The 25,390-nt window shown below is 27.9% G+C and carries 24 protein-coding genes; 16 read left to right on the top strand and 8 right to left on the bottom strand.

Annotation, left to right across the window (positions count from 1 at the left end; translation table 11 throughout):
- Nucleotides 1-133 precede the first annotated feature (133 nt).
- The 13 genes from ligA to ACN5J4_RS02425 all read left to right on the top strand — a co-directional run bounded on the left by ligA (nucleotide 134) and on the right by ACN5J4_RS02425 (nucleotide 13,918).
- Entirely contained in the window at nucleotides 134-2,131 is a 1,998-nt protein-coding gene (ligA, locus tag ACN5J4_RS02485; RefSeq protein ID WP_418650590.1) for an NAD-dependent DNA ligase LigA, read from the top strand.
- A 322-nt stretch (nucleotides 2,132-2,453) separates the two neighbouring features.
- Complete coding sequence (locus tag ACN5J4_RS02480; RefSeq protein ID WP_418650589.1) at nucleotides 2,454-3,530, top strand: esterase-like activity of phytase family protein; 1,077 nt, start codon at nucleotides 2,454-2,456, stop codon at nucleotides 3,528-3,530.
- Between the two features lie 28 nt (nucleotides 3,531-3,558).
- Nucleotides 3,559-4,071: a DUF6913 domain-containing protein gene (locus tag ACN5J4_RS02475; RefSeq protein WP_418650588.1), complete on the top strand. Its 513-nt coding sequence runs from the start codon at nucleotides 3,559-3,561 to the stop codon at nucleotides 4,069-4,071.
- On the top strand, nucleotides 4,071-4,946 hold the full coding sequence (gene dapA / locus ACN5J4_RS02470; RefSeq protein ID WP_418650587.1) for a 4-hydroxy-tetrahydrodipicolinate synthase: 876 nt from the start codon (nucleotides 4,071-4,073) through the stop codon (nucleotides 4,944-4,946). The genes ACN5J4_RS02475 and dapA overlap by 1 nt, the downstream gene beginning before the upstream one ends.
- Before the next feature lie 124 nt (nucleotides 4,947-5,070).
- The gene (locus tag ACN5J4_RS02465; protein ID WP_418650586.1) at nucleotides 5,071-5,586 is read left to right on the top strand and encodes a ferritin; all 516 of its coding nucleotides are present in this window, start codon (nucleotides 5,071-5,073) and stop codon (nucleotides 5,584-5,586) included.
- A 122-nt stretch (nucleotides 5,587-5,708) separates the two neighbouring features.
- Entirely contained in the window at nucleotides 5,709-6,530 is an 822-nt protein-coding gene (locus tag ACN5J4_RS02460) for an outer membrane protein assembly factor BamD (RefSeq protein ID WP_418650585.1), read from the top strand.
- 3 nt (nucleotides 6,531-6,533) lie between these two features.
- Nucleotides 6,534-6,854, top strand: coding sequence for a DNA-directed RNA polymerase subunit omega (locus tag ACN5J4_RS02455; RefSeq protein ID WP_418650584.1), 321 nt, complete (start codon nucleotides 6,534-6,536; stop codon nucleotides 6,852-6,854).
- 1 nt (nucleotide 6,855) lies between these two features.
- Nucleotides 6,856-8,064 carry a bifunctional phosphopantothenoylcysteine decarboxylase/phosphopantothenate--cysteine ligase CoaBC gene (gene coaBC / locus ACN5J4_RS02450; protein ID WP_418650583.1) on the top strand — a complete coding sequence of 403 codons (1,209 nt, stop codon included), beginning with the start codon at nucleotides 6,856-6,858 and terminating at the stop codon, nucleotides 8,062-8,064.
- An 89-nt stretch (nucleotides 8,065-8,153) separates the two neighbouring features.
- Entirely contained in the window at nucleotides 8,154-9,044 is an 891-nt protein-coding gene (locus ACN5J4_RS02445; RefSeq protein ID WP_418650582.1) for a DUF4835 family protein, read from the top strand.
- Between the two features lie 572 nt (nucleotides 9,045-9,616).
- Nucleotides 9,617-11,269 (top strand): DNA repair protein RecN, encoded by a 1,653-nt coding sequence (gene recN, locus ACN5J4_RS02440; protein WP_418650581.1) that lies wholly within the window; start codon nucleotides 9,617-9,619, stop codon nucleotides 11,267-11,269.
- 26 nt (nucleotides 11,270-11,295) lie between these two features.
- Nucleotides 11,296-12,105 carry an enoyl-ACP reductase FabI gene (locus ACN5J4_RS02435; protein ID WP_418650580.1) on the top strand — a complete coding sequence of 270 codons (810 nt, stop codon included), beginning with the start codon at nucleotides 11,296-11,298 and terminating at the stop codon, nucleotides 12,103-12,105.
- A 68-nt stretch (nucleotides 12,106-12,173) separates the two neighbouring features.
- Nucleotides 12,174-12,953, top strand: a complete 780-nt coding sequence (locus ACN5J4_RS02430) for a DUF3050 domain-containing protein (protein ID WP_418650579.1) — start codon at nucleotides 12,174-12,176, stop codon at nucleotides 12,951-12,953.
- Nucleotides 12,953-13,918, top strand: a complete 966-nt coding sequence (locus ACN5J4_RS02425) for a glycosyltransferase (RefSeq protein ID WP_418650578.1) — start codon at nucleotides 12,953-12,955, stop codon at nucleotides 13,916-13,918. The genes ACN5J4_RS02430 and ACN5J4_RS02425 overlap by 1 nt, the downstream gene beginning before the upstream one ends.
- 48 nt (nucleotides 13,919-13,966) lie before the next feature.
- On the opposite strand, the gene ACN5J4_RS02420 is transcribed toward ACN5J4_RS02425, so the two are convergent.
- The 4 genes from ACN5J4_RS02420 to ACN5J4_RS02405 form a co-directional block, all read right to left on the bottom strand.
- Nucleotides 13,967-14,278 carry a hypothetical protein gene (locus ACN5J4_RS02420; protein WP_418650577.1) on the bottom strand — a complete coding sequence of 104 codons (312 nt, stop codon included), beginning with the start codon at nucleotides 14,276-14,278 and terminating at the stop codon, nucleotides 13,967-13,969.
- Between the two features lie 34 nt (nucleotides 14,279-14,312).
- Entirely contained in the window at nucleotides 14,313-14,654 is a 342-nt protein-coding gene (gene arsC, locus ACN5J4_RS02415; protein ID WP_418650576.1) for an arsenate reductase (glutaredoxin), read from the bottom strand.
- Nucleotides 14,655-14,686: 32 nt separating this feature from the next.
- Nucleotides 14,687-15,781 carry a peptide chain release factor 2 gene (gene prfB / locus ACN5J4_RS02410; protein WP_418650575.1) on the bottom strand — a complete coding sequence of 365 codons (1,095 nt, stop codon included), beginning with the start codon at nucleotides 15,779-15,781 and terminating at the stop codon, nucleotides 14,687-14,689.
- 384 nt (nucleotides 15,782-16,165) lie between these two features.
- A complete protein-coding gene (locus ACN5J4_RS02405) occupies nucleotides 16,166-16,657 on the bottom strand; it encodes a hypothetical protein (RefSeq protein ID WP_418650574.1) in 492 nt (163 codons plus the stop codon).
- Between the two features lie 257 nt (nucleotides 16,658-16,914).
- Between ACN5J4_RS02405 and ACN5J4_RS02400 the strand changes: the two genes are divergently transcribed.
- Genes ACN5J4_RS02400 through ACN5J4_RS02390 form a run of 3 tightly spaced genes read left to right on the top strand, consistent with a single transcriptional unit; the run spans nucleotide 16,915 to nucleotide 19,940 of the window.
- Nucleotides 16,915-17,997 (top strand): efflux RND transporter periplasmic adaptor subunit, encoded by a 1,083-nt coding sequence (locus ACN5J4_RS02400; RefSeq protein ID WP_418650573.1) that lies wholly within the window; start codon nucleotides 16,915-16,917, stop codon nucleotides 17,995-17,997.
- Nucleotides 17,997-19,256, top strand: a complete 1,260-nt coding sequence (locus ACN5J4_RS02395; protein WP_418650572.1) for an ABC transporter permease — start codon at nucleotides 17,997-17,999, stop codon at nucleotides 19,254-19,256. The genes ACN5J4_RS02400 and ACN5J4_RS02395 overlap by 1 nt, the downstream gene beginning before the upstream one ends.
- The gene (locus tag ACN5J4_RS02390; RefSeq protein ID WP_418650571.1) at nucleotides 19,257-19,940 is read left to right on the top strand and encodes an ABC transporter ATP-binding protein; all 684 of its coding nucleotides are present in this window, start codon (nucleotides 19,257-19,259) and stop codon (nucleotides 19,938-19,940) included. It abuts the gene before it with no gap.
- A gap of 126 nt (nucleotides 19,941-20,066) precedes the next feature.
- Here ACN5J4_RS02390 and pip read toward each other — a convergent pair whose 3' ends face one another.
- From pip to ACN5J4_RS02370, 4 genes are all read right to left on the bottom strand, one after another.
- A complete protein-coding gene (pip, locus tag ACN5J4_RS02385) occupies nucleotides 20,067-20,993 on the bottom strand; it encodes a prolyl aminopeptidase (protein ID WP_418650570.1) in 927 nt (308 codons plus the stop codon).
- A gap of 204 nt (nucleotides 20,994-21,197) precedes the next feature.
- Entirely contained in the window at nucleotides 21,198-22,469 is a 1,272-nt protein-coding gene (locus tag ACN5J4_RS02380; RefSeq protein WP_418650569.1) for an adenylosuccinate synthase, read from the bottom strand.
- 20 nt (nucleotides 22,470-22,489) lie between these two features.
- Nucleotides 22,490-22,951 carry a Fur family transcriptional regulator gene (locus ACN5J4_RS02375; RefSeq protein ID WP_418650568.1) on the bottom strand — a complete coding sequence of 154 codons (462 nt, stop codon included), beginning with the start codon at nucleotides 22,949-22,951 and terminating at the stop codon, nucleotides 22,490-22,492.
- 75 nt (nucleotides 22,952-23,026) lie between these two features.
- The gene (locus ACN5J4_RS02370; protein WP_418650567.1) at nucleotides 23,027-25,243 is read right to left on the bottom strand and encodes a RelA/SpoT family protein; all 2,217 of its coding nucleotides are present in this window, start codon (nucleotides 25,241-25,243) and stop codon (nucleotides 23,027-23,029) included.
- Nucleotides 25,244-25,390 lie beyond the last annotated feature (147 nt).

The raw sequence follows: 25,390 nt of genomic DNA, 5'->3' as shown, positions 1-25,390 counted from the left end.
AGGTTAGTAGTTACGTTGTATGTAGGTAAAGTAGCTTCTTTTTGTAGATCTTTATTGAACCTGTTTTTATAAGAGGTAAATTTTTTAAAAAGTAGAAATGAATAAAAAATAACTTATTAGAGCTATTAATTTAATGACAATTCAGCAAAAAATACAATCGTTACGTAACGAATTAAATAAACATAATTATAATTATTATGTATTAGATAATGCTACTATTTCAGATTATGATTTTGATAGTAAATTAAAAAATTTAGAGAAGTTAGAAGCAGAAAATCCACAGTTTTTTGATGCTAATTCACCAACACAAAGAGTAGGGGGCGGAATTACCAAAAATTTTGAAACAATTACGCATAAAAACAGAATGTATTCTTTAGATAATTCATATTCTAAAGATGATTTATTAGACTGGGAAAAACGTATTCAAAAAATATTAGGTTCAGATAAATTAGAATACACCTGTGAATTAAAATACGATGGAGCATCCATTAATTTAACTTTCGAAAATGGTCAGTTGGTAAAAGCCGTAACTCGTGGTGATGGTTTTCAAGGAGATGATGTAACAACTAATATACGTACTATAAAATCAATTCCGTTAAGTTTAAACACCAGTTTTATTCATAATTTTGAAATGCGTGGCGAAATTGTTTTACCTCTTAAGGGTTTTTATAAAATAAATCAAGAACGTATAGAAAACGGTGAAGAACCATTTAAAAATCCTCGAAATACTGCAAGTGGAAGTTTAAAATTACAAGATAGTGCTGAGGTTGCTAAACGTCCCTTAGACTGTTTGTTATATCAAGTGCTTACAGAAGAACGCATATTTAAAACACATTTTGAAAGTTTAGAAAACGCACGTAAAGTAGGGTTTAAAGTACCAGAAACCATTACGTTGGCAGAAACAGTAAATGAAGTTTTTGACTTTGTAAATTATTGGGATATTAAACGACATGATTTACCTTATGAAACCGATGGTGTTGTAATAAAGGTAAACAATTTACAACAACAAGAAGAACTTGGTTATACATCAAAAGCACCCCGCTGGGCAATAGCTTATAAATTTAAAGCAGAACAAGTTTCAACCATTTTACATGAAATAACATATCAAGTAGGGCGCACAGGTGCTATAACACCAGTAGCAAATTTAGCACCTGTACAACTAGCAGGAACAATTGTAAAACGAGCTTCATTACATAATGCAGATCAAATTGAAAAATTAGATATTAGAATAAACGATACTGTTTTTGTTGAAAAGGGAGGTGAAATTATACCAAAAATTATTGCGGTTGATTTTTCTAAAAGACCACATAATTCTGAACCTACACTATATGCAACTAACTGTCCTGAGTGTAATACTACGTTAGTTAGAAATGAAGGAGATGCAAAACATTATTGCCCGAATGAGTTTGGTTGTGCACCACAAATTACAGGTAGAATTCAGCATTTTATCAGTAGAAAAGCTATGGATATTGAAGGGTTAGGAGGTGAAACGGTAGATTTATTACGTAAAGAGGGATTAATTAAAAATTATGCAGATTTATATGATCTAAAACAAGAGCAAGTGATTCCGTTAGAAAGAATGGCAGAAAAATCAGCTCAAAATATGATAGCCGGAATTGAAAAATCAAAAGAAATTCCGTTTGAAAAAGTATTATTTGCCTTAGGAATTCGATTTGTTGGTGAAACCGTAGCTAAAAAATTAGCAAAACATTTTAAATCGATAGATAATTTAATAGCAGCCAATTTTGATACCTTAACTTCTGTTGATGAAATAGGAGGCAAAATAGCACAGAGTATTATTGATTTTTCTAATAATTCAGAAAATATACAATTAATAAATAGATTAAAATCTTACGGAGTACAATTAGAGGTTTCAGCTGAAAGTTTAGAAAATCAAACAAATAAATTAGTTGATAAAATTTTTGTAGTTTCTGGAGTTTTTTATCAAATGAGTCGAACCGAGCTTAAAAAGGCTATTGAAGATAATGGAGGAAAAGTAAGTTCATCAATCTCTAAAAAAACAAGCTTTATTATAGCTGGCGATAACATGGGGCCAAGTAAGCTTGAAAAAGCCGAAAGCTTAGGAATATCAATTATTTCAGAACAAAATTTTATTGATATGATAGCTTAATATAATTACCTATTTATAATGTTAGATAGTTGTATTGCTTTAAATAATTTTCACTAACTAAAATCATTTTATTATATACAGTTTCTTAATATTTAATAGTAAAATCTATTATAGCCAAAAAATAATAAAATTTGAAGTTATTTCCTGCTTTACGCATTCGCTTTTTTTTAAGAAAAATCAAAAACAGCCCTCAAACAAAAGCTTTAATCGGGGCTAAGTATATTTATAAACTTATATAAATCTCTAAATTGTATTTGTAAAACCTAAAAATGTAAATGTTTAATTATATAAGTAATTTTATATTAAATAGTATTTTTGTTAAATGAGTAGAAAATTGCTTTATCTGATGTTATTTTTTTGCTTTACAAATTGTAAAACCAAAAAAATACAATTAAAATTTTTAAACGAATATGTAATTCAAGATTCGTTGAAATTTAAAAACACCGTAATAGGAGGCATTTCAGGAATAGATTTTAATAATCAACAGTATTATATGGTAGTTGACGATGCTAAAAACCCAAGGGTTTTAGTAGCAGATATTACAATAAAAAAAGATTCTATAAAAGAGGTAACATTTAAAAAAATAATTCATCTAAAATCAAATAGCCAATTCTATAAAAATAATATATTAGACTTAGAAGCTGTTTTTATAAAAAATAACCAATTAAATTTAGCAAGTGAAGGCGCAATAAATAAAGGTAAAAATCCAACTATTTTTATAATAGATACTTTGGGTAATTTTAAAGAACAAATAAGCATTCCTACTTATTTTAAAGCAAAAGCAGCAGCACAACCAAAGCACAATGCAACCTTTGAAAGCTCTTCTATAAGTGTTGATGAAAAAGGGTTTTGGGTTGCTATGGAAGCACCTTTAAAAATAGATGGAGCACAACCAATGTTTTATAAAACACAATCGCCAATACGAATTACCTATTTTAATAATCAAACAAAAAAAGCAACAAAACAATTTGCCTATCAATTAGAAAAAATTGATAAGCCAGAAAAAGGAAATATTAATTTAAATGGTGTAACAGCTATTTTAGCAATAAAAAATAATAGTTTTTTAATTGTAGAGCGCATGTATCAAAGCGGTTATGAAAATAAAGGAAATACCATCCGAATTTTTAAAGCAACAATAAATAAAACATCAACAAACACCTTGTATATTGAGTCGTTAAAAAAAGAAAAATATACTCCATTAAAAAAAGAATTGTTATTTGATTTTATATCAGTTCAACATAAATTAACAAATGGTGTTATAGATAATATTGAAGGTATTACTTTAGGTCCCAAACTATCAAACGGAAATAGTTGTTTAATACTAGTATCTGATGATAATTTTCAAGTATATGGTAAACAGTTAAATCAATTTTTATTATTAGAAATTGAAAAACAATAATATAATTTAGTAGCAGTAATTATTTAAAATGATAGGTAAACTTAAAAAAAAATCAATTCAAAAATTTTATGATATAACTATTGTAAAAAAACACCATCAGCATCAACCTAAAAATAAGGTAAAAAAGGTTGCTGTTTTATTAGATGATGAAACTATTGAAAATAAGGTAATCACTAATTTAATTAATAAATTTTCTTTAAAAAAAGAAGATATTACGATTTTAATTTACAGAGCATTTGATAAAAAACAAGCGATAGCTACCAAGTTTTTTACAGAAAAAGAATTTGGATTTAAAGCTAGTTTAAAATCAGACAATTTAAAAGATTTCGTTCAAAAAGAATATGATTTATTTATTAACTACACTAAAACTCCAAATTTATATACGAATACAATAACTTTGCTATCGCAAGCAGGTTTAAAAACTGGTTTTGCCGGAATTGACGATAGATTGTATGACCTCATTGTAGTAGATAAAAGTTTAAATGAAGAGGTTTTAAATCAAGAAGTAAAAAAATATTTAACAATATTAAATAAAACATAATGCAAAAATTTGTTGGTACAGGAGTAGCTTTGGTAACCCCTTTTGGAGAAGATTTAAGTGTAGATTTTGAAGCACTTAAAAAATTAGTAAACTATACTATTGATAACGGAACAAATTATTTAGTTATTAACGGAACAACAGGAGAAAGTGGTACTATAACAAAACAAGAAAAAGCTGAAATTATTAATGTAATAGTTACCGAAAATAAAGGAAGGTTGCCATTGGTTTTAGGAGTTGGAAGTAATAATACTCAAACAGTAATTGATGAATTACAATCTTTAAATTTGTCAAATATTGATGCAATATTATCCGTAGCACCTTATTACAGTAAGCCAACACAAGAAGGTTTTTACCAACACTTTAAGGCAATTGCTTTAGCTACTACAAAACCAATTATTTTATATAATGTACCTGGTAGAACTGCAAAAAATATGGAGCCTGCAACTATTTTACGTTTAGCAAATGATTTTGATAACGTAATAGGTGTTAAAGAAGCAGGTAACAATCAGCAGCAATATTTAGAGTTAATAAAAAATAAACCTAAAGATTTTTTAATAATTTCAGGCGATGATGATTTAGCATTAGGTGTTGTTCTTGCAGGAGGAGCAGGTGTAATATCTGTAATAGGACAAGGATTACCTAAAGAATTTTCAACAATGATTCAGCTAGGGTTAGCTGGAAAAAACAAAGAAGCTTATGAAATTTATTATCAGTTAATAGATATAATAAACTATATTTTTGAAGAAAATAATCCAGCCGGAATTAAAGCCGTATTATTAAAAAAAGGTATTTGTTTAGATGAAGTTCGTTTACCATTAGTAAAAGCTTCAGAACAATTACAAACAAAAATATCAGATTTTATAGATAATTTATAATTTTTGTAAAAAATAATATTTATAAATAGGTTACAGTTTTTTAATTGTAGCCTTTTTTGCATCTTTGTATACTAGTTTGTTTTTAATCAAAAACTAAACAAATTTATAATTTAAATATAAAAATATGTTATCAAAAGTAATAGAAGCAGCTTTAAACGAGCAAATAAAAATAGAAGCACAATCATCACAAATATATTTATCAATGGCTTGTTGGGCTGAAACACAAGGTTTTGAAGGAGTGTCTCAGTTTATGTATGCACATTCAGATGAAGAACGTATGCATATGTTAAAGTTGGTAAAGTTTGTCAATGAAAGAGGAGGACACGCAAAAGTGTCAGACTTAGTAGCACCACCAAGTGAATTTGGATCGTTTAAAGATATGTTTCAAACATTATTTGATCATGAAGTAATGGTTTCAAGTTCTATAAACGATTTGGTACATATTACGCTACAAGAAAGAGATTATGCAACACATAATTTTTTACAATGGTATGTGTCTGAGCAAATAGAAGAAGAGGCATTAGCAAGAAACATATTAGATAAAATTAATTTAATTGGTGATGATAAAGGAGGTTTATATTTGTTTGATAATGATGTAAAGCAAATTGTAGCACAAGGAGCGGCAGGCACACCTCAATAATATTAACAAACAATTAGTATTTTTTTCAATTTATATAAGCTATTTTATATTTTCTTGCAGTGCTCTATGTTTAGAGTAAAAAATCGTTTTAATAATCCATAATTAATCACTAATTTTGCCAAATGCAAAAAATTAAAAATTTAGCGTATTTAGTTGTAATGCTATTGGTACTATCTTCATGCGGAGAATACCATAAAGTATTAAATAAAGGAACTGTTGAAGAACAATATAAAATGGCTACAAAAATGTACGAAACACAAAAGTACAGTAAAGCCATTCGTTTGTTTGAAAAAGCAACACCAGCATATAGAGGAAAACCACAAATGGAACGTATCCAATACATGGTTTCTCAATCTAATTTTAATGAAAAAAATTATAGTTTAGCAGGGTACTATTTTGAAAGGTTTGCTAAAAATTATCCTAAAAGTTCAAAAAGAGAAGAAGCTGATTTTTTATCAGCATTGAGTTATTATAAAGCGTCTCCAAGTTTTAGTCTAGACCCTACAGATACTGATAAAGCACTAGTTTCTTTTCAAACGTTTATTGATAAATACCCTGATTCAGATAAATTAGATGAGGCTAATAAATATTATGCTGACTTACGTGCTAAATTAGAGAAAAAATCTTTTGAAATAGCTAAAACATATTATAATACAGCTGCATATGATTCAAGAAATTATAGCGCTTCAATAGTTGCTTTTGATAATTTATTATCTGATTATTTAGGTACTAAATATAAAGAAGAAGCTTTATATTATCGTTTAAAAGCAGCGCATGATTTTGTTTTAAAAAGTACAAAACGCAGAAAAGCTGAAAGAATTAAAGTAGCTATAAAAGCATACGATAAATTAAAAAGAAGTTTTCCTGAATCTAAATTCATAGAAGATTCGAATGTAATGTTGGCAACATTAAATAAAGAACAAGAACAATTAGTTAAAAGTTAAAAAATGGATTATAAAGAAACGAAAGCAGCATTAAGTACTATTACTTATAATAAAGAAGCTATCGAAGCTCCAACAGAAAACATCTATGAAGCTATTTCAATAATAGCTAAAAGGTCAAATCAAATTAATGCAGACTTAAAGAAAGAGTTAGTTGATAAATTAGATGAATTTGCTACTTATAACGATAGTTTAGAAGAGGTTTTTGAAAATAAAGAACAAATAGAAGTATCTAAATTTTATGAACGTTTGCCAAAACCACACGCTATTGCTGTTGAAGAGTGGTTAAACGGAAAGGTATATTATAGAACTCCAGAAGCAGAATAATATGTCTGTACTGAGCGGTAAAAAAGTTTTACTTGGCGTTACAGCAGGTATTGCCGCATATAAAACAGCGAGTTTAGTTCGTTTGTTTATAAAATCTGGCGCAGAAGTTATGGTAGTAATGACTCCTGCGTCAAAAGATTTTGTTACTCCACTTACACTTTCAACTTTATCAAAAAATCCAGTTCATTCTACTTTTTATGAAAAAGAAGATGAAAATGAATTATGGAATAATCATGTTGATTTAGGACTTTGGGCCGATATTATGTTAATTGCTCCAGCAACAGCAAATACCTTGTCTAAAATGACTAATGGTATATGTGATAACTTATTGTTAGCGACTTACTTATCTGCAAAATGTCCTATATATTTTGCTCCAGCGATGGATTTAGATATGTATCAACATCCATCAACCAAAAAAAGTTTACAAAGTTTACAAAATTTCGGCAATATATTAATACCAGCTACTTCAGGTGAATTGGCAAGTGGATTAGTAGGTGAAGGACGTATGGCTGAACCAGCAGATATTGTATCTTTCATAGAAAATGATATTTTGTTTAAATTACCATTACGAGGAAAAAAAATATTAATTACAGCAGGCCCAACTTATGAAGCTATTGATCCTGTTCGTTTTATAGGAAATCATTCTTCAGGTAAAATGGGATTTGAACTAGCAAAAACAGCAGCTAATTTAGGCGCTGAAGTATTTTTAGTATCAGGACCTTCTTATCAAAAAGTAACACATTCTTTTATTCATAGAATAGACGTAAAATCTGCTCAACAAATGTATGATGCTTGTCATACATATTATAAAACAGTAGATATTGCAATTTTATCGGCAGCAGTAGCAGATTATAGACCTAAAAATATAGCTACGCAAAAAATAAAAAAGAAAGACACTGCGTTAGTGATAGAGTTAGAGCCAACCAAAGATATATTAAAATCTTTAGGTCAAATTAAAACAACTCAGTTTTTAGTAGGTTTTGCTCTCGAAACTAATAATGAGGTTGAAAATGCCAAAGCAAAGATTGTCAAAAAAAAATTAGACCTTATAGTTTTAAATTCTTTACAAGATAAAGGCGCGGGTTTTGCTACAGATACCAATAAGATTACTATTATTGATGCAAACTTTAAACAGAAAGTATTTGCATTAAAATCAAAAAAAGAAGTATCGGTTGATATTATGAATGAAATTCTTAGTAGAGTTTTGTAAATTGTCACTCTAAGTTACAGTACTATTTAAAATGTTGAAATTTTAGCATTATATACTGTATTTAATTTACTAAATTAAAATTATAATAGATGCGTAATTTTTTATTTTTAATTATTTTTTTATCATCAGTTTTAGTAATACAATCGCAAGAATTAAATGCCTTTGTAACTGTAAATACAGATAAAGTTCAAAGTAGTAATAAACAGGTTTTTGAAACACTACAAAAATCGTTAACAGAGTTTATTAACGAAAAACAATGGACTACCAAAACATTTAAAGAACAGGAGCGAATTAATTGTGCTTTTACCATTATTATAAATGAACAAAATGGCAACAATTTTAAAGCAAGCTTACAAGTACAATCTACACGTCCTGTTTATGGTTCAAGTTACGCTACACCTATTTTAAATATTAATGATAATGATTTTAGTTTTAAATATTCAGAATATGCGCCGTTAATTTTTAACCCTAATGTATATGATTCTAGTTTAGTATCAACAATAGCATTTTATGTATACACAATTTTAGGTACTGATGCAGATACCTTTGCGCTAAAAGGAGGTACAGAATACTTGCAAATTGCAGAAAACATAATGTTACAGGCACAGTCAAGTGGTGAGCAAGCTTGGCAAAATCAAGTAGGAAAACAAAATCGTTTTTCATTAATAGATAATTTATTATCATCAAAGTTTAGCAACCTACGTACTATTTATTACAATTATCACAGAAATGGTTTTGATAATTTTTTCACTACTAAAGAAGTAGCTAAACAAACAATAGCTGAAAATATAATTGGATTAGAAAAAATACATAATATTGCTATAGGTAACTATATGATTCGTATTTTTTTAGATGCTAAGGGTGATGAGATTTCTAATGTTTTTTCAGATGGAACTCCAATAAAAAACACCAATAAAATGCTTGATGTTTTAAATAAAATAGCTCCTACTTATAAAGATAAGTGGAAAAAAATTAAATAAGTTAATTATATATAGAAGCACACCATAAATTATTCTTTAAAAAGTGTTGTAAGAGAAAGAGTAAAAAGGAAATTTACAAACTTCACAGAATGAGATTATTATTTTATTGTTAGGATTAGCTACCCATTTGAGTTTCTAATTAAAAGGAATAGCTAATGGAGCTACTTATTTATAGTATATACTAGACTGTTATTTGCTAATTCATTAAGTTTGAAAGTTATTTGTATAGTTACCTTTACAATGAAAAAATATATTTGTATATATCAGTTATAATTTTATCAATATTACTAGTTAAAATAATTCAAGTAATTATAATGTATGGAGTAAGGTTGTCTAATAATAGATACTTAACTTGTAAAGTAATTATTTTTGCTTTTTTATCTTTTAACTAAAAATTATTTTATAAATAAAAAAATAGTGTAATTAATACATTTATTATTTACTTTCAATAACTTATTTTATTATAAAATTATTTATTATACATTATAATAAAATACCTTTAATTTTGATGCTTTTTAAAGTAACTTAATTCATACAAAATTCATACTTTTATTCTTTATAAAGAATAGATTTTGCTTAGACATTTATCCATACATAATTACGCGTTAATCAATCAATTATCGATTGATTTTACAAAAGGTTTATCAATTATAACAGGTGAAACAGGTGCGGGAAAATCCATATTACTAGGCGCTTTAGGTTTAGTTATGGGAAATCGTGCTGACTTATCATCGCTTAAAAATGCTACCAAAAAATGTATTATTGAGGCTAAGTTTGATGTAGATGGTTATACATTACAAAACTTGTTTGAAAAGTTAGATTTAGATTATGATAACGAAACAATTATTCGAAGAGAAATTCTTCCTTCAGGTAAATCAAGGGCTTTTGTTAACGATACCCCTGTAAATTTAACTGTTTTAACTGCTTTAAAAACAAAGTTAATAGATATACACTCACAACATCAAACATCACAACTTTCTGATACAAGTTTTCAGTTTTCGGTACTTGATGCATTGGCCAAAAATCAAACTAAAATAGCTTCTTACAAAAGAGGTTTAAAAAAATATACAAGCTTAGTTAAAGAGTTGAACTTCTTAAAAGAAGAAACCAAAAAATCAAACGAACAGTACGAGTATAATTTACATTTATTTAAAGAGTTTGAAGAGGCTAATTTAATAGATGGAGAGCAGGAAACGTTAGAAGAAAAACTAGATACATTAAATAATATTGAAGAAATTAAAGTTAATTTATCAGAAGCGCTAGAAATTTCAATAAATGAAGAAATAGGAGTACAAAACTTATTATACTCTTTAGAAAACAGCTTATTAAAAATAAGTAATTATTCTAAAAATTATAAAGAAATAGCTGATAGAGTTACTAGTATTAAATTAGAGCTTGATGATTTGGTTTCTGAATTAGAAAATGCTAATGAAGAGGTTGATTTTAACCCTAATGAAATTGAAGAATTAAATGATAGGTTACAATTAATATACAACTTACAAAAAAAACATTCAGTTTCGTCCGTTAAAGAGTTGCTTAATGTTTATAAAGTATTAGCTGAAAAAGTAGCACAAGTTGAAGATGCAGGAGTATTTCTTGATAAAAAAAGTAAAGAAATTAAAGAGGTAGCTGTTAAGTTAGACGATGTGGCTGTTATGATTACAAAATCAAGAAACCGAGCAATACCTAAATTACAAACTGAGTTAGAGTATTTATTAACTGAATTAGGAATGCCTAATGCGCGTTTTTCAATAACATTAAATCAGTCAGAACAATATTTTTCAAACGGAAAAGATAGTTTAGACTTTTTATTTTCTGCAAATAAAGGGGGTAATTTTGGAGAGCTTAAAAAAGTTGCTTCTGGTGGAGAGTTATCTCGAATTATGTTGTCTATTAAAAAGATTTTATCAGAAAATATACAATTACCAACCATTATTTTTGATGAAATTGACACAGGAGTTTCTGGAGAAGTTTCTAATAAAATAGCAAAAATAATGCAAGATATGGGAGCAAGTATGCAGGTAATAACTATTACTCATTTACCTCAAATAGCAGCTAAAGGATTACAACATTATAAAGTATTTAAGGGAGAAGAAAATGGTGTAACAACATCAAACTTAAAATTATTATCAGATGATGAGCGTGTAATTGAAATAGCTGAAATGTTAAGTGGAAAAGACGTATCTGAAAGTGCTTTAATTCATGCAAAAGAATTATTAAATTAATAATTACATACAGTAAAAAGTAAAATATGTACAATTTATTAAAGGGTAAAAAAGGAATTATTTTTGGTGCGTTAGATGAAAATTCTATAGCATGGAAAGTGGCTGAACGTGCTTATGAAGAAGGAGCAGAATTTGTACTAACTAATGCACCTGCAGGAATGCGTTTAGGAAATATTGATGATTTAGCTACTAAAACAGGAGCTGTTGTTATACCTGCCGATGCTACTTCTATAGACGATATTACAGCTTTAGTTGAAAAATCTATGGAAATTTTAGGCGGAAAAATAGATTTTGTATTGCATTCTATAGGGATGTCTGTTAATGTGCGTAAAAAACGTCATTACACTGATCCTAATTACGATTTTACAGCAAAAGGAGCTGATGTTTCAGCAGTTTCTTTTCATAAAGTAATGAATGTTTTGTATAATAAAAAAGCTATGAATGATTGGGGAAGTATTGTTGCTTTGTCATATATGGCTGCACAACGTGTGTTTCCTGATTATAATGATATGGCTGATAATAAGGCTTATTTAGAATCGATTGCTCGTAGTTTTGGTTATTTCTTTGGACGTGACCATAAGGTACGTGTAAATACTATATCGCAATCGCCAACACCAACAAAGGCAGGACAAGGTGTAAAAGGTTTCGATGGATTTATTTCGTATTCAGAAAAAATGTCTCCTTTAGGAAATGCATCAGCATTAGAATGTGCAGATTATACGATTACATTATTCTCAGATTTAACAAGAAAGGTAACTTTACAGAATTTATTTCACGATGGAGGGTTCTCTAATATGGGAGTTAGCACAGCTGTGATGGATAAATTTACTGAATAGGAATAATCATAAAAAATATATCAAAATGCAAATTATTAAATTTGCATTTTTTATTTATAACTATTTATATGAGTAATATTTTACAGATAGAAAAGGAGTTAGCTTCCTTAAGAAAGCAATTAAAAGAACATGCTTTATACACATCGTTAAAAAATATTAATGATGTGAAAACATTTATGGAATCTCATGTTTTTGCCGTTTGGGATTTTATGTCATTATTAAAAGCTTTACAATTAAATTTAACTTGTACTACTTTGCCTTGGCTTCCGGTATCAACACCTAAAACAGCTAGGTTTATTAACGAAATAGTTTTAGGAGAGGAAACAGATGTAAATGAATTAGGCGTGCCTAAAAGTCATTTTGAAATGTATGTTGATGCAATGAATCAAGCAGGAGCAAGTACTACTCAAATAGCTATTTTTATTGATGCTATTATTGAAGGTAAAATGATAGAAGAAGCTTTAAATACAGCTGTTGTTTTAAAAGAGGTAAAAGAGTTTGTCATGTTTTCTTTTGATGTTATAAATACCAACGCACCGCATATTATTGCTGCTAGTTTTACTTTTGGTAGAGAAGATGTAATACCTGATATGTTTTTTGAAATAGTTAAAAATACTGCAGAAAAAGAAAGTGCTACTTATAGTAAATTAACCTATTACTTAAACAGGCATATTGAGTTAGATGGTGATGAGCATGGGCCTTTATCATTAAAAATGATTGAAGAGTTATGTGGTAGTGATGAGCAAAAATGGAATGATGTTTTATTTTATGCCAAAAAATCATTAGAGAAACGCATCAATCTTTGGAGTGGAATTACAAAAAAAATTAATGAACGTGTTTTAGCATAATGAGTTTACAATTTTCAATAATAGTACCTGTTTATAATCGTCCGAAAGAAATTGAGGAATTATTAGAAAGTATTTCAAAGCAAGATTTTAATGAAAAATCAGTCGAAGATTTTGAGGTTATTATTGTGGAAGATGGTTCAGAAAAATCTTCTAAAAAAATTGTAGATAAATATAAATCAACCTTAAATATTGTTTATTTTTTTAAAGAAAATAGCGGAGCAGGAGCAAGTAGAAATTATGGAATGCAACGTGCTTCAGGTACTTATTTTATTATTTTAGATAGTGATGTAATTCTTCCTCCCGAATATTTATCCGAAGTAAAAAAAGGTTTAAAAGATAATTATACCGATGCTTTTGGAGGTTCTGATACTGCACATAGTAGTTTTACTGATTTACAAAAAGCAATTAATTATTCAATGACATCGGTATTAACAACTGGTGGAATTAGAGGGAATAAAAAAGGAATTGGTAAATTTCAACCACGTAGTTTTAATTTAGGTTTATCAAAAAAAGCTTTTATAAAAACTAACGGATTTTCAGAAATGAAGGCGGGTGAAGATATTGATTTAACCTTTCGTTTATGGAAAAGCGGATTTGAAACACAGTTAATTGAAAACGCATTTGTATATCATAAACGAAGAAGTTCTATCAATCAGTTTTTTAAACAAACTTTTGCTTTTGGTACTGCTCGTCCTATTTTAAATGCGAAATACCCTGAAACAGCAAAATTAACGTATTGGTTTCCAAGTTTATTTATTATTAGTTTTCTGATGAGTATGTTGTTTTTTTCCTTCGGATATTGGCAATTCTTTATTTTTTATGTTATTTATTTTACAGCTATTTTTATAGATTCTTATCTGAAAAACAAAAATTTAAAAGTGGCTAGTTTAAGTAAATTAACAACTTTAGTACAGTTTACAGGTTATGGATTGGGTTTTTTACAATCTAAGTTTATAAAAAAATAAAGCACTCAATTTGAGTGCTTTATTTTTTGAAAGTTTTTTAGTTTTATGCTAAAAATCACTTTCTTCAATAATATATTCCATTAATGAATGATAATCTTCTTCTGTGTAAATTACTTTAGTAAAGCTTTCATTACTATTAAAGTAATGTTTTTTATTATTTTTAGAAGTAACAAACCAAAAGTTTTTACCTTGGTATTCAACTCCTTGATTAAAAATAATTTCAGTAGCTAATTTTTCAGTAGCTATTTTTTTAGCTATTGCTATTTGTGCTAATGTAAATTTAGCATAAGAATTGCTGTTTTGAGCATTTAACTTACTTATAAATAATAAAAAAAAAGTTAAGAAAAATATTTTTTTCATTTTATTGGTGGTTTACTTTTATTAATAGTATTAACTAAATAATTGCTAAAATATTTTCAGGAGGACGACCAATTATGGCTTTATTTCCGTTTATAACGATAGGACGTTCAATAAGCTTTGGGTTTTCAATCATCGCTTTTATAATTTGATTACCTGATAGTTCTTTACCTTTAAATTCTTCTTTCCAAATTTTTTCATTCTTACGAACTAAATCAATAGGAGCAATTTTTAATAAATCAATAAGTGCTATTAATTCTTGCTCAGTAGGAATATTTTCTAAATAGTTAACAATTTCAAATTCTTTATCAGAATTTTTTAATATTTCAAGTCCTTGACGTGATTTACTACACCTATTATTATGATATATTTTAATCATTTTATTTTTAATATTTTAAATTAAAGAAATATTTAGTTTTCTTTTTGTCCGTTAAGCATTAAATATGATTTTAAAAACGAATTAATATTTCCGTCCATAACAGCATCTACATTTCCTGTTTCATGGGCTGTACGTACATCTTTTACTAATTTATAAGGATGCATTACATAGTTTCTAATTTGACTACCCCATTCTGTTTTTAGTTTTCCAGCTTCAATATTTTCTCTGGTTGCTAATCTTTTTTGTAATTCTATTTCATACAATTGCGATTTTAACATTTTTAAAGCTGTTGCTCTATTATCGTGTTGTGAACGAGAGTTAGAGCATTGAATTTGAATACCACTTGGTTTATGTGTTAATTGAACCTTAGTTTCTACTTTATTAACATTTTGTCCGCCAGCACCACTAGAACGTGCAGTTACAATTTCTATGTCAGCAGGGTTTATATCTATTTCAATAGTATCATCAGCAACAGGATATACGTATACAGAGCCAAAAGTAGTATGTCGTTTACCATTGCTATCAAAAGGAGAAATTCGAACCAAACGATGTACACCATTTTCACCTTTTAACCATCCAAAGGCATAATCACCATCTACTTCAAAAGTAACAGTTTTAACTCCAGCAATATCGCCTGCCTGATAATTTAATGTTTTTAAGTTAAAGCCTTGTTTCTCGGCCCACATAGTGTACATACGCATTAACATTTCTACCCAATCACAGCTTTCGGTACCACCAGCACCCGCAGTAATTTGAATGGTTGCACTTAAATTATCACCTTCTTCAGAAAGCATATTTTTAAATTCAATATCTTCTAAAAAAGTACTTGTATTATTAAATTGTTCAATAATTTCAGTTTCATCAATAGCATCTTCTTTATAAAAGTCATATAATACCATTAAATCTTCATTCATTGAAATAACAGTGTTATAATCGCTAACCCATTTTTTTTTAAAACGGAGAGTTTTCATAATAACTTCAGCTTCTTTCGGGTTATTCCAAAAGTTAGGGTCAGTAGTTTTTTCTTCTTCATTATTAATCTCAATCAACTTTTTGTCAATATCTAAATACCCCTTTAACTTGCTTATTCGTTCAGTAATATTTTTAAGCTGTTCTTGTGTAATCATACAGCAAAAATACATTTTATAATGGTAGATAAAAACGGAAATAAACTTAATAAGCACTATGGTTATTAAACGAATGAAATAAATATTACGAGATAAGAAGTTTAGATATGGTGACTTTATAGTATATTCAACAGTTAATCAATACAAAATAAGTTTGCTAAAATATTTAAGGAACTGTTTTTTAAATTTTATTTTATGTTAAAATAGAGATTATTGAAACCAATATCATTATTTTTTATGTTAATAATGATATTGATTTATCTGTAAAATAAAACAAAAAGTATTTTTATTAATTTGTAAAGGAGATAGTGAAATACGTATTGTTGCGCACTTATATTTTACAATATAGATTATTTTTTTATTGAAAGAATGTATTATATTTAATTAAAAATAGATTCGTACAATAGGAGAAATAGGAGAGGTATAAATACTTTTATCTTTATTATATAAAACATCATATCGAATACCTAAAGAGAAATTACCAGACCTATAAGCTGCTCCTAAATATAGTGCAGGGTAATTATAAGTGTTATTAATTGTATTAGAGCTTCTGTTTACAAAAAGATGTTCGTATTCTGCCGAAATTTGTATTTCTTTTAAAGGATTGTATAAGCTAATAATACTACTACTAAATACGTTAGACTTAAAATCAGCTCTTTTATTATATAAATACCCAACACCTAAACCTAGAGAAAAAGATTTATTAAAATTATAAATAGCACTAGGAGATATAGAAACAGTTGTGTTATTGTTTCCAAAATCTAAACCAAATCCACCACCAAAACGTACATTGTCCCAGAAATTAGAATCTTTATTATCTTGTGAAAAAGCTGTAACAGTAGTAATTAGAAATAATAATAGGTATATTTTTTTCATAGTTTTAATTTATTTAATTTTTTATACTTTTTTAAAGCTAATATAGCTCAAAGCTATCAAAGTAAAATATATAAAAGTTGTGAAAAAAAAATAGCGTTTTAATTGCTGTTTTTAGTATTAAATAGATTGTTTTTTTTTAGAGAAAACGTATAAAAATATATTTTTACATACTTGAAATTTGTAGTTTAGTAGGCTATATAATAGTGTTATATTATTGTAAAGTGTGTTTAAAATATTAGTGTAAAAATAAATATCAAATGAATAATAAATCTATTTTACTAATTTTAGTACTAGCATTTTTTATGTTTTCTTGTTCAGAAAAAATAGCATCCGTTAAGCCTCAAGTTAAAAATATTACTGAAAGTGTTTATTCATATGGTATTATTAAAAGTAGATATCAATATGAGGTGTTTGGAAAAGCACCTGCTGTTATAAAAAAAATATTTGTAAGTGAAGGAGAGGCTGTAAAAATAGGAACTCCAATTTTTAAGTTAGATAACAAAAGTTTAAAAATAGCTACTAGAAATGCTAAACTAGCCTCTAAATCTAGTGATTATAGAGTAAATTCAGATAAGTTACTTGATGCTGAAAAGGTTGTTGAAATGGCTAAAAAACAATTTGATAATGATTTTTTACAATATCAAAGGCAAAAAAATCTTTGGAAAAATAATATTGGAAGTAAAATAACCTTTGAACAAAAAGAATTAAGCTATGAAAGCGCTAAAGTTAATTTAGCAAAAGCTAAAACGGCATACAAAAACCTTAAACGTGAATTAAAATTAGCATCAGATCAAAGTAAAAATAATTTAGAAATAGCACAATTAACGGAAGATGATTTTATTATAAAAAGTGAGGTTGAAGGAGTAGTTTATAAAATTAATAAAGAAAAAGGAGAGTTTATTAACACTCAACAGCCAATGGCTGTGATTGGTACAGATACTTTTATTATAGAATTAAACATTGATGAATTTGATATAATAAAGATTAAAAAAGGACAAAAGGTAATAGTTAGAATGGATAGTTATCAATCTCAAGTTTTTGAAGCAGAGATTTTTAAAATAAACCCAATGATGAACTCTAAAACACGTTCATTTAAAGCAGATGCTATTTTTATTAAATCACCTAAAGTACTTTTTCCTAATCTTACTGTAGAGGCTAATATTATTATTAATGTAAAAAAAGAAGTAGTAACAATTCCTAGAAATTATTTACTAAATGATTCTACAGTAGTATTAGGGGGGGGAGATTATCAAAAAGTTGTAATAGGGTTAATGGATTACGATTTAGTAGAAATAAAAAGTGGCATTACTAAAAATACAACCATTCAATTACCTCAATAATGAATTTTAAACATATTATAGAAATTGCCGTTGCTTTAATGCGGGCCAGATGGAAACAAACACTTGTGGCGGCTATTGGGGTTATGTTCAGTATTGCTCTTTTTATAACGCTGCTTGGTTTTATGGAAGGGTTAAATAACTTATTAGATGGTATTGTTTTAAACAGAACTCCTCATGTACGTTTGTATAATGATATTAAACCATCTAAACATCAACCTATTGATTTTAATGTAGAATATAAGGAGTATTATAATTTTATTAGTTCTATCAAGCCTGTTAATACTAGAAAACAAATATATAATTCTCAAAAAATTATAAGTAAACTTAAAAAAGATTCTCGTGTTTTAGGTGTTGCTCCTAAGGTTACTGCTCAAGTTTTTTATAATCTTGGAAATATTAATTTAAATGGTATTATAAATGGTGTTGATGTTAAACAAGAAGCAAAACTTTTTGCCTTTAATGATTATATAACAGCGGGAAATTATCAAGAGCTTCAAATAATACCTAATAGTATTATATTAGGTAAGGGGGTTGCTGATATTATTAATGCTAAAATAGAAGATGTTATTACGGTAACTTCTACTCAAGGTGAACAGTTTTCTTTGCGAGTAATTGGATATTTTCAATCTGGTATGGCAGAGATTGATAAAGTGCAAAGTTTTGCTAGTTTAGCAACGACACAAAAATTACTAGGTGTAAACAGTAATTATATTAGTGATATTCAAATTAAATTAAAAAAGTTAACTACAGCACCAATTTTAGCGTTTGAATATGAGACTGTTTTTAAGTTAGATGCGGAAGATATTCAAACCGCTAACGCTCAATTTGAAACAGGAAGTGGTGTAAGATCTATTATTTCTTACGCGGTAGGAGTAACTTTATTAATAGTGTCAGGTTTTGGAATTTACAATATTCTTAATATGTTAATTTATGAAAAAATGGATACTATTGCTATTTTAAAAGCTACAGGCTTTTCGGGTAATGATGTAAAAAATATATTTATATCTATATCTTTAAGTATTGGGGTTTCAGGAGCAATAGCTGGTGTTATTTTAGGTTTTTTAATGTCTTTAGGTATTGATGCAATTCCTTTTAACACATCATCTTTACCAACAGTCAATACCTATCCTATTGATTATGGAATAGAGTATTATACTATTGCATCTTTATTTGCAATTATAACTACCTTTTTAGCAGGTTGGATGCCCGCAAACAAAGCAAGTAAAATAGATCCTGTAATTATAATAAGAGGTAAATAAATGAAAAGTAAAATAATATTAGAGGCACTAAATATTAATAAATCATTTTATAACCCTGTACAGATACATGTTTTAAAAGATGTGTCTTTTAGTTTAAATAAAGGAGAGTATGTATCTGTTATTGGTAGATCAGGTAGTGGTAAATCTACCTTGCTTTATATTCTTTCTACTATGGATACTGATTTTACAGGTGAACTTTTAATAGACGGAATTACTGTTAGAGGTAAAGCAGAGCAACAACTTGCGGCATTACGTAACGAAAAAATTGGTTTTGTATTTCAGTTTCATTATTTACTTAATGAATTTACAGCATTAAAAAATGTAATGTTACCAGGTTTTAAATTAAATAAAGTAAGTGAACAAGAGTTAGAGCATAATGCTTATGAGTTTTTAAAAGATTTAGGAATTGAAAAATTAGCTAATAAAATGGCCTATCAATTGTCAGGAGGTGAAAAACAACGCGTTGCTATTGCCAGAGCAATGATTAACGATCCTTTAATAATTATGTGTGATGAACCCACAGGAAACCTAGATAGTAAAAATGCAGACAATGTTTTTAATATATTTAAAGAACTTACGCAGGTGTACAATAAAACATTATTAGTGGTAACGCATGATTTAGATTTTGCAGAAAAAACAGATCGTATTATAGAGCTTGGAGATGGTAGGGTTTTGAGAAATTGATTATTAGGTAATAATTTTAATATAAATAGACTTTGTTTTTTTATACATAATTGTGATAAAAAAACATGGTATGATAAAAAGTCTAGTTAAAAATTAGTATAATAAGTAATTTTTAACTATACTTTTTTATGATGTTATTCTTTTTAATTCAGCTATTAATGCAATTTTATTTTCTTTATCAGAGGAAGAGTGTCCTGCTGCCTCAATATTAAGTTTAGAGTTATTTAACTCTTCATGAAGTCGAAATGCTTGAATAGGAGTACAAATAAAGTCATACCTTCCATGAATAATAGCTGTTTTAATATCTTTAATTTTATCAATATTTTTCATTATAAAATCTTCAGATAAAAAACAATTATTTTTTATATAATGAGCTTCTAAAATAGCCATTGATTTGTAAGAAAAAGTTTTTAAAACTTCTTCGGTATCTGTAATTTTATTAATTGTATAAAAAGACATTTCATAATAAGCCCATTCGTATGCGTATTTATTACTAATATTAGTATCATCACTCATCATCATTTTTAAGTAATAATCTACAGGTTTTTTACCTTTAGGAACTAGTTTGTTAAAACGATTCCATACTTCAGGAAAAAATTCTTTAATACCACCACCAACGTAATGATCAATAGCATATCGGTTAGCAAGCCAAATACCTCTTATAATTAAACCTAAAACACGTTCAGGATTATGTATAGCGTAAACTAGTGATAGAGTACTACCCCATGAGCCTCCAAATATATATACGTTGTTAAAATTTACATAATCAAGTAGAGTATTAATATCCTCTAATAAAAGTTGAGTAGTGTTATTTTTAATAGAACCAAAGGGTTTACTTCTAGAGGTTCCTCTTTGATCGAAAAAGAGCACATTATATCGTTCTGGATCGAAAAATTTTTTATCCTTATCTCCAAAACCAGCTCCAGGGCCACCATGTAAAAATATTACAGGTATTCCTTTAGGGTTACCATATAATTCAAAATAAAGTTCGTGTCCGTGTGAAACACTTAGGTATCCTGATTGATAGGATTGAATATTTTTTTCTGACTTCATTTTTATTAATTTTTGATCATTAACACTTTTGTTTATTGTTTATAATAGCTATATATGTAAATTTTAAACAGAAAAAATTATAAATAAACACAGTTATTTATAGCTTTTAAACATAAGGGTTATTATTATGTAATAGTAATATTTTTTAGGACTAATAAAAAAGCCTTCATACTTTATGAAGGCTTTTTTATTAAAAACAATAGCTTACCTATTAATTGTTTGTTTTCTATCAGGACCAACTGATACTACTTTTACAGGAACACCTGTTTCTTTTTCAATAAAAGTAACATAATCTAATAAGTTTTGAGGTAGCTCATCAGCAGTTGTCATTTTAGTTAAATCATCTTCCCATCCTTTAAATTCAGTATAATTTACTGAAATGTTTTCAGGTTCAATATTGTAAGGTAAGTGGTTTATTTCTTTATCTTTATAGTTGTATGATGTACATATTTTTAAGGTGTCAAAACCTGAAAGAACATCTCCTTTCATCATCATTAATTGTGTAACACCGTTTACATCAACAGCATATTTTAGAGCAACTAAATCTAACCATCCACATCTTCTTGGACGCCCAGTTGTAGCACCAAATTCATGGCCAACTTTAGCCATCATAGCACCATCTTCGTCAAACAATTCAGTAGGAAAAGGTCCAGAACCAACACGAGTGGTATATGCTTTAAATATTCCAAATACATCGCCAATTCTGTTAGGAGCAATACCTAAACCAGTACAAGCACCGGCAGCAGTTGTATTAGAAGAAGTTACGAAAGGGTATGTTCCAAAGTCAATATCTAATAACGATCCCTGTGCACCTTCAGCTAAAATTGTTTTTCCTTCTTTAATAGCATTATTTAAAAACTCTTCAGAGTCAATAAATTCAAGTGTTCTTAATTTTTCAATACCTAAATCAAATTCAGCCTCTAATTCGTCTAAATCATATTCTATTTGAACATCAAAAAAAGCAAGCATACTTAAATGCTTTTCAGTTAAAGCTTTGTATTTGTCTTTCCAGTTATCTAACTCTAAATCTCCAACACGCATTCCGTTTCTACCGGTTTTGTCCATATATGTCGGGCCAATTCCTTTTAAAGTAGAACCTATTTTAGCTTTACCTTTAGAAGTTTCGGAAGCCGCATCTAATAACCTGTGTGTAGGTAGTATTAAGTGTGCTTTTCTAGAAATTAATAATTTAGAAGTGTAATCAATATTATGTACATCTAAATTTTCTAATTCTTTTTTAAAGATAACAGGATCAATTACAACACCATTACCAACTACATTTAAAGCTGTTTTATGAAAAATTCCTGAAGGAATAGTGTGTAAAACGTGTTTGTTACCATCAAAAATTAATGTATGACCAGCATTTGGTCCTCCTTGAAATCTTGCAATAATATCGTAATTTCTTGTTAATACATCTACGATTTTACCTTTTCCCTCGTCTCCCCATTGTAACCCGAGTAATAAATCTACTGCCATTTAGTGTGTTATTAAGTATATTATTTGTTGTTGTTATTTTTTTTTCTTTTTGTTCCGTAAAAATAGAGTGAGTGATTATGAATATCAATATCAAAAACATCTTCAATAGTTTTTTTGATAACTTGAATTCTTGGGTCACAAAATTCTTTTACCTCTCCAGAGTCAGTCATTATTAAATGATCATGATTTTTATCGAAATAACTTTTTTCGTAACGCGCCATCGATTGACCATCAAATTGATGTTTACGAACTAATCCACAGTCTAAAAGTAAATCTATCGTATTATAAAGTGTTGCTCTACTTACACGATAGTTCTTATTTTTCATTTTAATATATAATGATTCTATATCAAAATGTTCTTCAGCCACATATATTTCTTGCAAAATAGCATAACGTTCAGGTGTTTTACGATGCTTATTTTCTTCTAAAAAAGTAGTGAAAACTTTTTTTACAATTTCTTGATTTTCTGCTACGTTACTCATTATCATTTAAAAATTTACGGACGGACAAATTTACAGTTATTTATTGATAAAAAAAGAAGTATATTAAAATGATATTTACATTGTGTTAACACGTTCTACTTTTTGTACTCCATCTAGTTTTTTTATGTTTTCAATAAGCTTTGTTAATTGTGCTTTATTTTTAACACTTAAAGATAGTTTTCCGTCAAATATTCCATGGGATCCTGAGATGTTTATGCTATGTATAAACACATCCATACTATTGGAAATAATACGTGTAATATTATTAACAATACCTTTATTATCTATTCCAGATAAATGTAAAACAGCTGTAAAATCTTGTTTTGTAGAATCTATCCATTTTGCAGGCATAATACGATAAGCATAGTTTGACTGTAAAGAAATAGCGTTAGGACAGTTGTTTTTATGTATTTTAATGCCTTCATTTATAGTAACAAACCCAAAAACTTTATCACCAGGAATAGGGGAACAGCATTTAGCTAATGTATAATCTAAAGATTGTTCGTCTTTACCAAATACTAGAGCATCATATTTATGCGTAACTTCTTCTTTTTCTGAAATTTCTTTTGATGAATTTCGTCTAAAGGTGTTTTTAATAAACCCCATAATAAGTCCGCTTCTTTGAGCAACAAATTCTTTTAACTGAGTATTGTCAATAGCACCATTACCAATTCTAAAAAATAGGTCAAAGCTTGTTTTTAACCCAAAATAATGAGCTAATTCATTAATAATTTTATCACCTGAACCAATTTTTAAATGGCGTAGTTTTCTTAATAAAATAGCTTTTCCTTCTTCGGCAATAATTTTTTCTTCAGCTTTCAAGGCTGATTTTATTTTAGTACGTGCTCTTGCAGTAATAACAAAATCTAACCAACGTACATTAGGTTTATTATTAGTAGCGGTTAGTACTTCTACTTGGTCACCACTTTTAAGAGTATAACTTAACGGAACTAATTTTCCATTTACTTTTGCTCCTCGGCATTTTAACCCTACATCAGTATGCACAGAAAAAGCAAAATCTAAGGCGGATGCATTTTTAGGTAATGATTTTAAATCTCCTTTTGGAGTAAATACATATATTTCTTTAGCATATAAATTAAGTTTAAAATCTTCAACAAAGTCTATAGCGTCAATGCTTTGATTTTCTAAAGTTTCTTTTAAACGGTTTAACCATCCTTCAAGTCCATTTTCTTGTATTTCGCCTTGTTTATATTTAAAATGAGCAGCATACCCTTTTTCTGCAATTTCATCCATTCTTTCTGAACGAACTTGTACTTCTACCCATTTTGCTTGAGGGCCAATAACGGTAATATGTAAGGCTTCATAACCTGTTGACTTTGGTTGTGAAATCCAATCACGTAAACGAGCAGGGTTTGGTTTAAAAAAGTCGGTAACTATAGAATATATTTTCCAAGCATCAAACTTTTCATCTTCAGATGTTGGTTCATAAATAATTCTAATAGCAAACTTATCGTAAACTTCATCAAAAGTTACGTTTTGTTTTTGCATTTTTCTTCTAATCGAAAAAATAGATTTAAAACGTCCTTTAATTTTATAATTAAAACCTTCTTTGTCTAAAGCTTCTTTTAAAATACCTGTAAATGTATCTATATATTTTTGTTGTTCTTCTTTACTGTCTTTAATTTTTATTAAAATATCTTTATAAATATCAGGTTCTGTATATTTTAATCCTAAATCTTCTAATTCAGTTTTAATATTGTATAAACCTAAACGGTGTGCTAAAGGAGCATATATATATAAAGTTTCAGAAGCAATTTTTACTTGTTTGTATCCAGGCATTGCATCCATTGTTTGCATGTTATGTAAACGATCGGCAATTTTTATTAAAATAACTCTTACATCATCATGTAAGGTAAGCAACATTTTTCTGAAGTTTTCAGCCTGTATAGAATAATCTTGTTCTTTTTTTAAGTTTGATATTTTGGTAAGTCCGCTAACAATTTTAGCAATATTTTCACCAAACAAACGATCCATATCATCAATAGTATAATGTGTATCTTCTACAACATCATGAAGTAATGCTGCAGCTATTGAAGTAGCACCTAGGCCAATTTCATCGGCAACAATTTTAGCAACAGCTATTGGATGAAAAATATAAGGTTCTCCTGTTTTTCTGCGTTGATTAGAGTGAGCTTCGACAGCTATTTCAAAAGCTTTGCGTATTAATTTTTTATCATCGTTTGATAATGTTTGATATGTTCCTTTTAATAAATCTTTATATCTGTGGGCTATTTCTTTATTTTCTTCTTCTATCGTTACATTATAACTCATACGCTTACAACTCTTTTTTATTAAATGTGTTTCATAATAAAAATAACATAAAGATTTTTATTGAGCAAGTTTTATAAACAAATGTTTACGGCTAAATTTTAAAATGAAATAAAAGGGTATTTTTACGTGTAATGCTTAAAAAAATAA

The organism is Tenacibaculum aestuariivivum (genome assembly GCF_964507685.1).
Lineage (GTDB): Bacteria > Bacteroidota > Bacteroidia > Flavobacteriales > Flavobacteriaceae > Polaribacter > Polaribacter aestuariivivum.
This window is presented reverse-complemented; position numbering and strand designations above follow the sequence as displayed.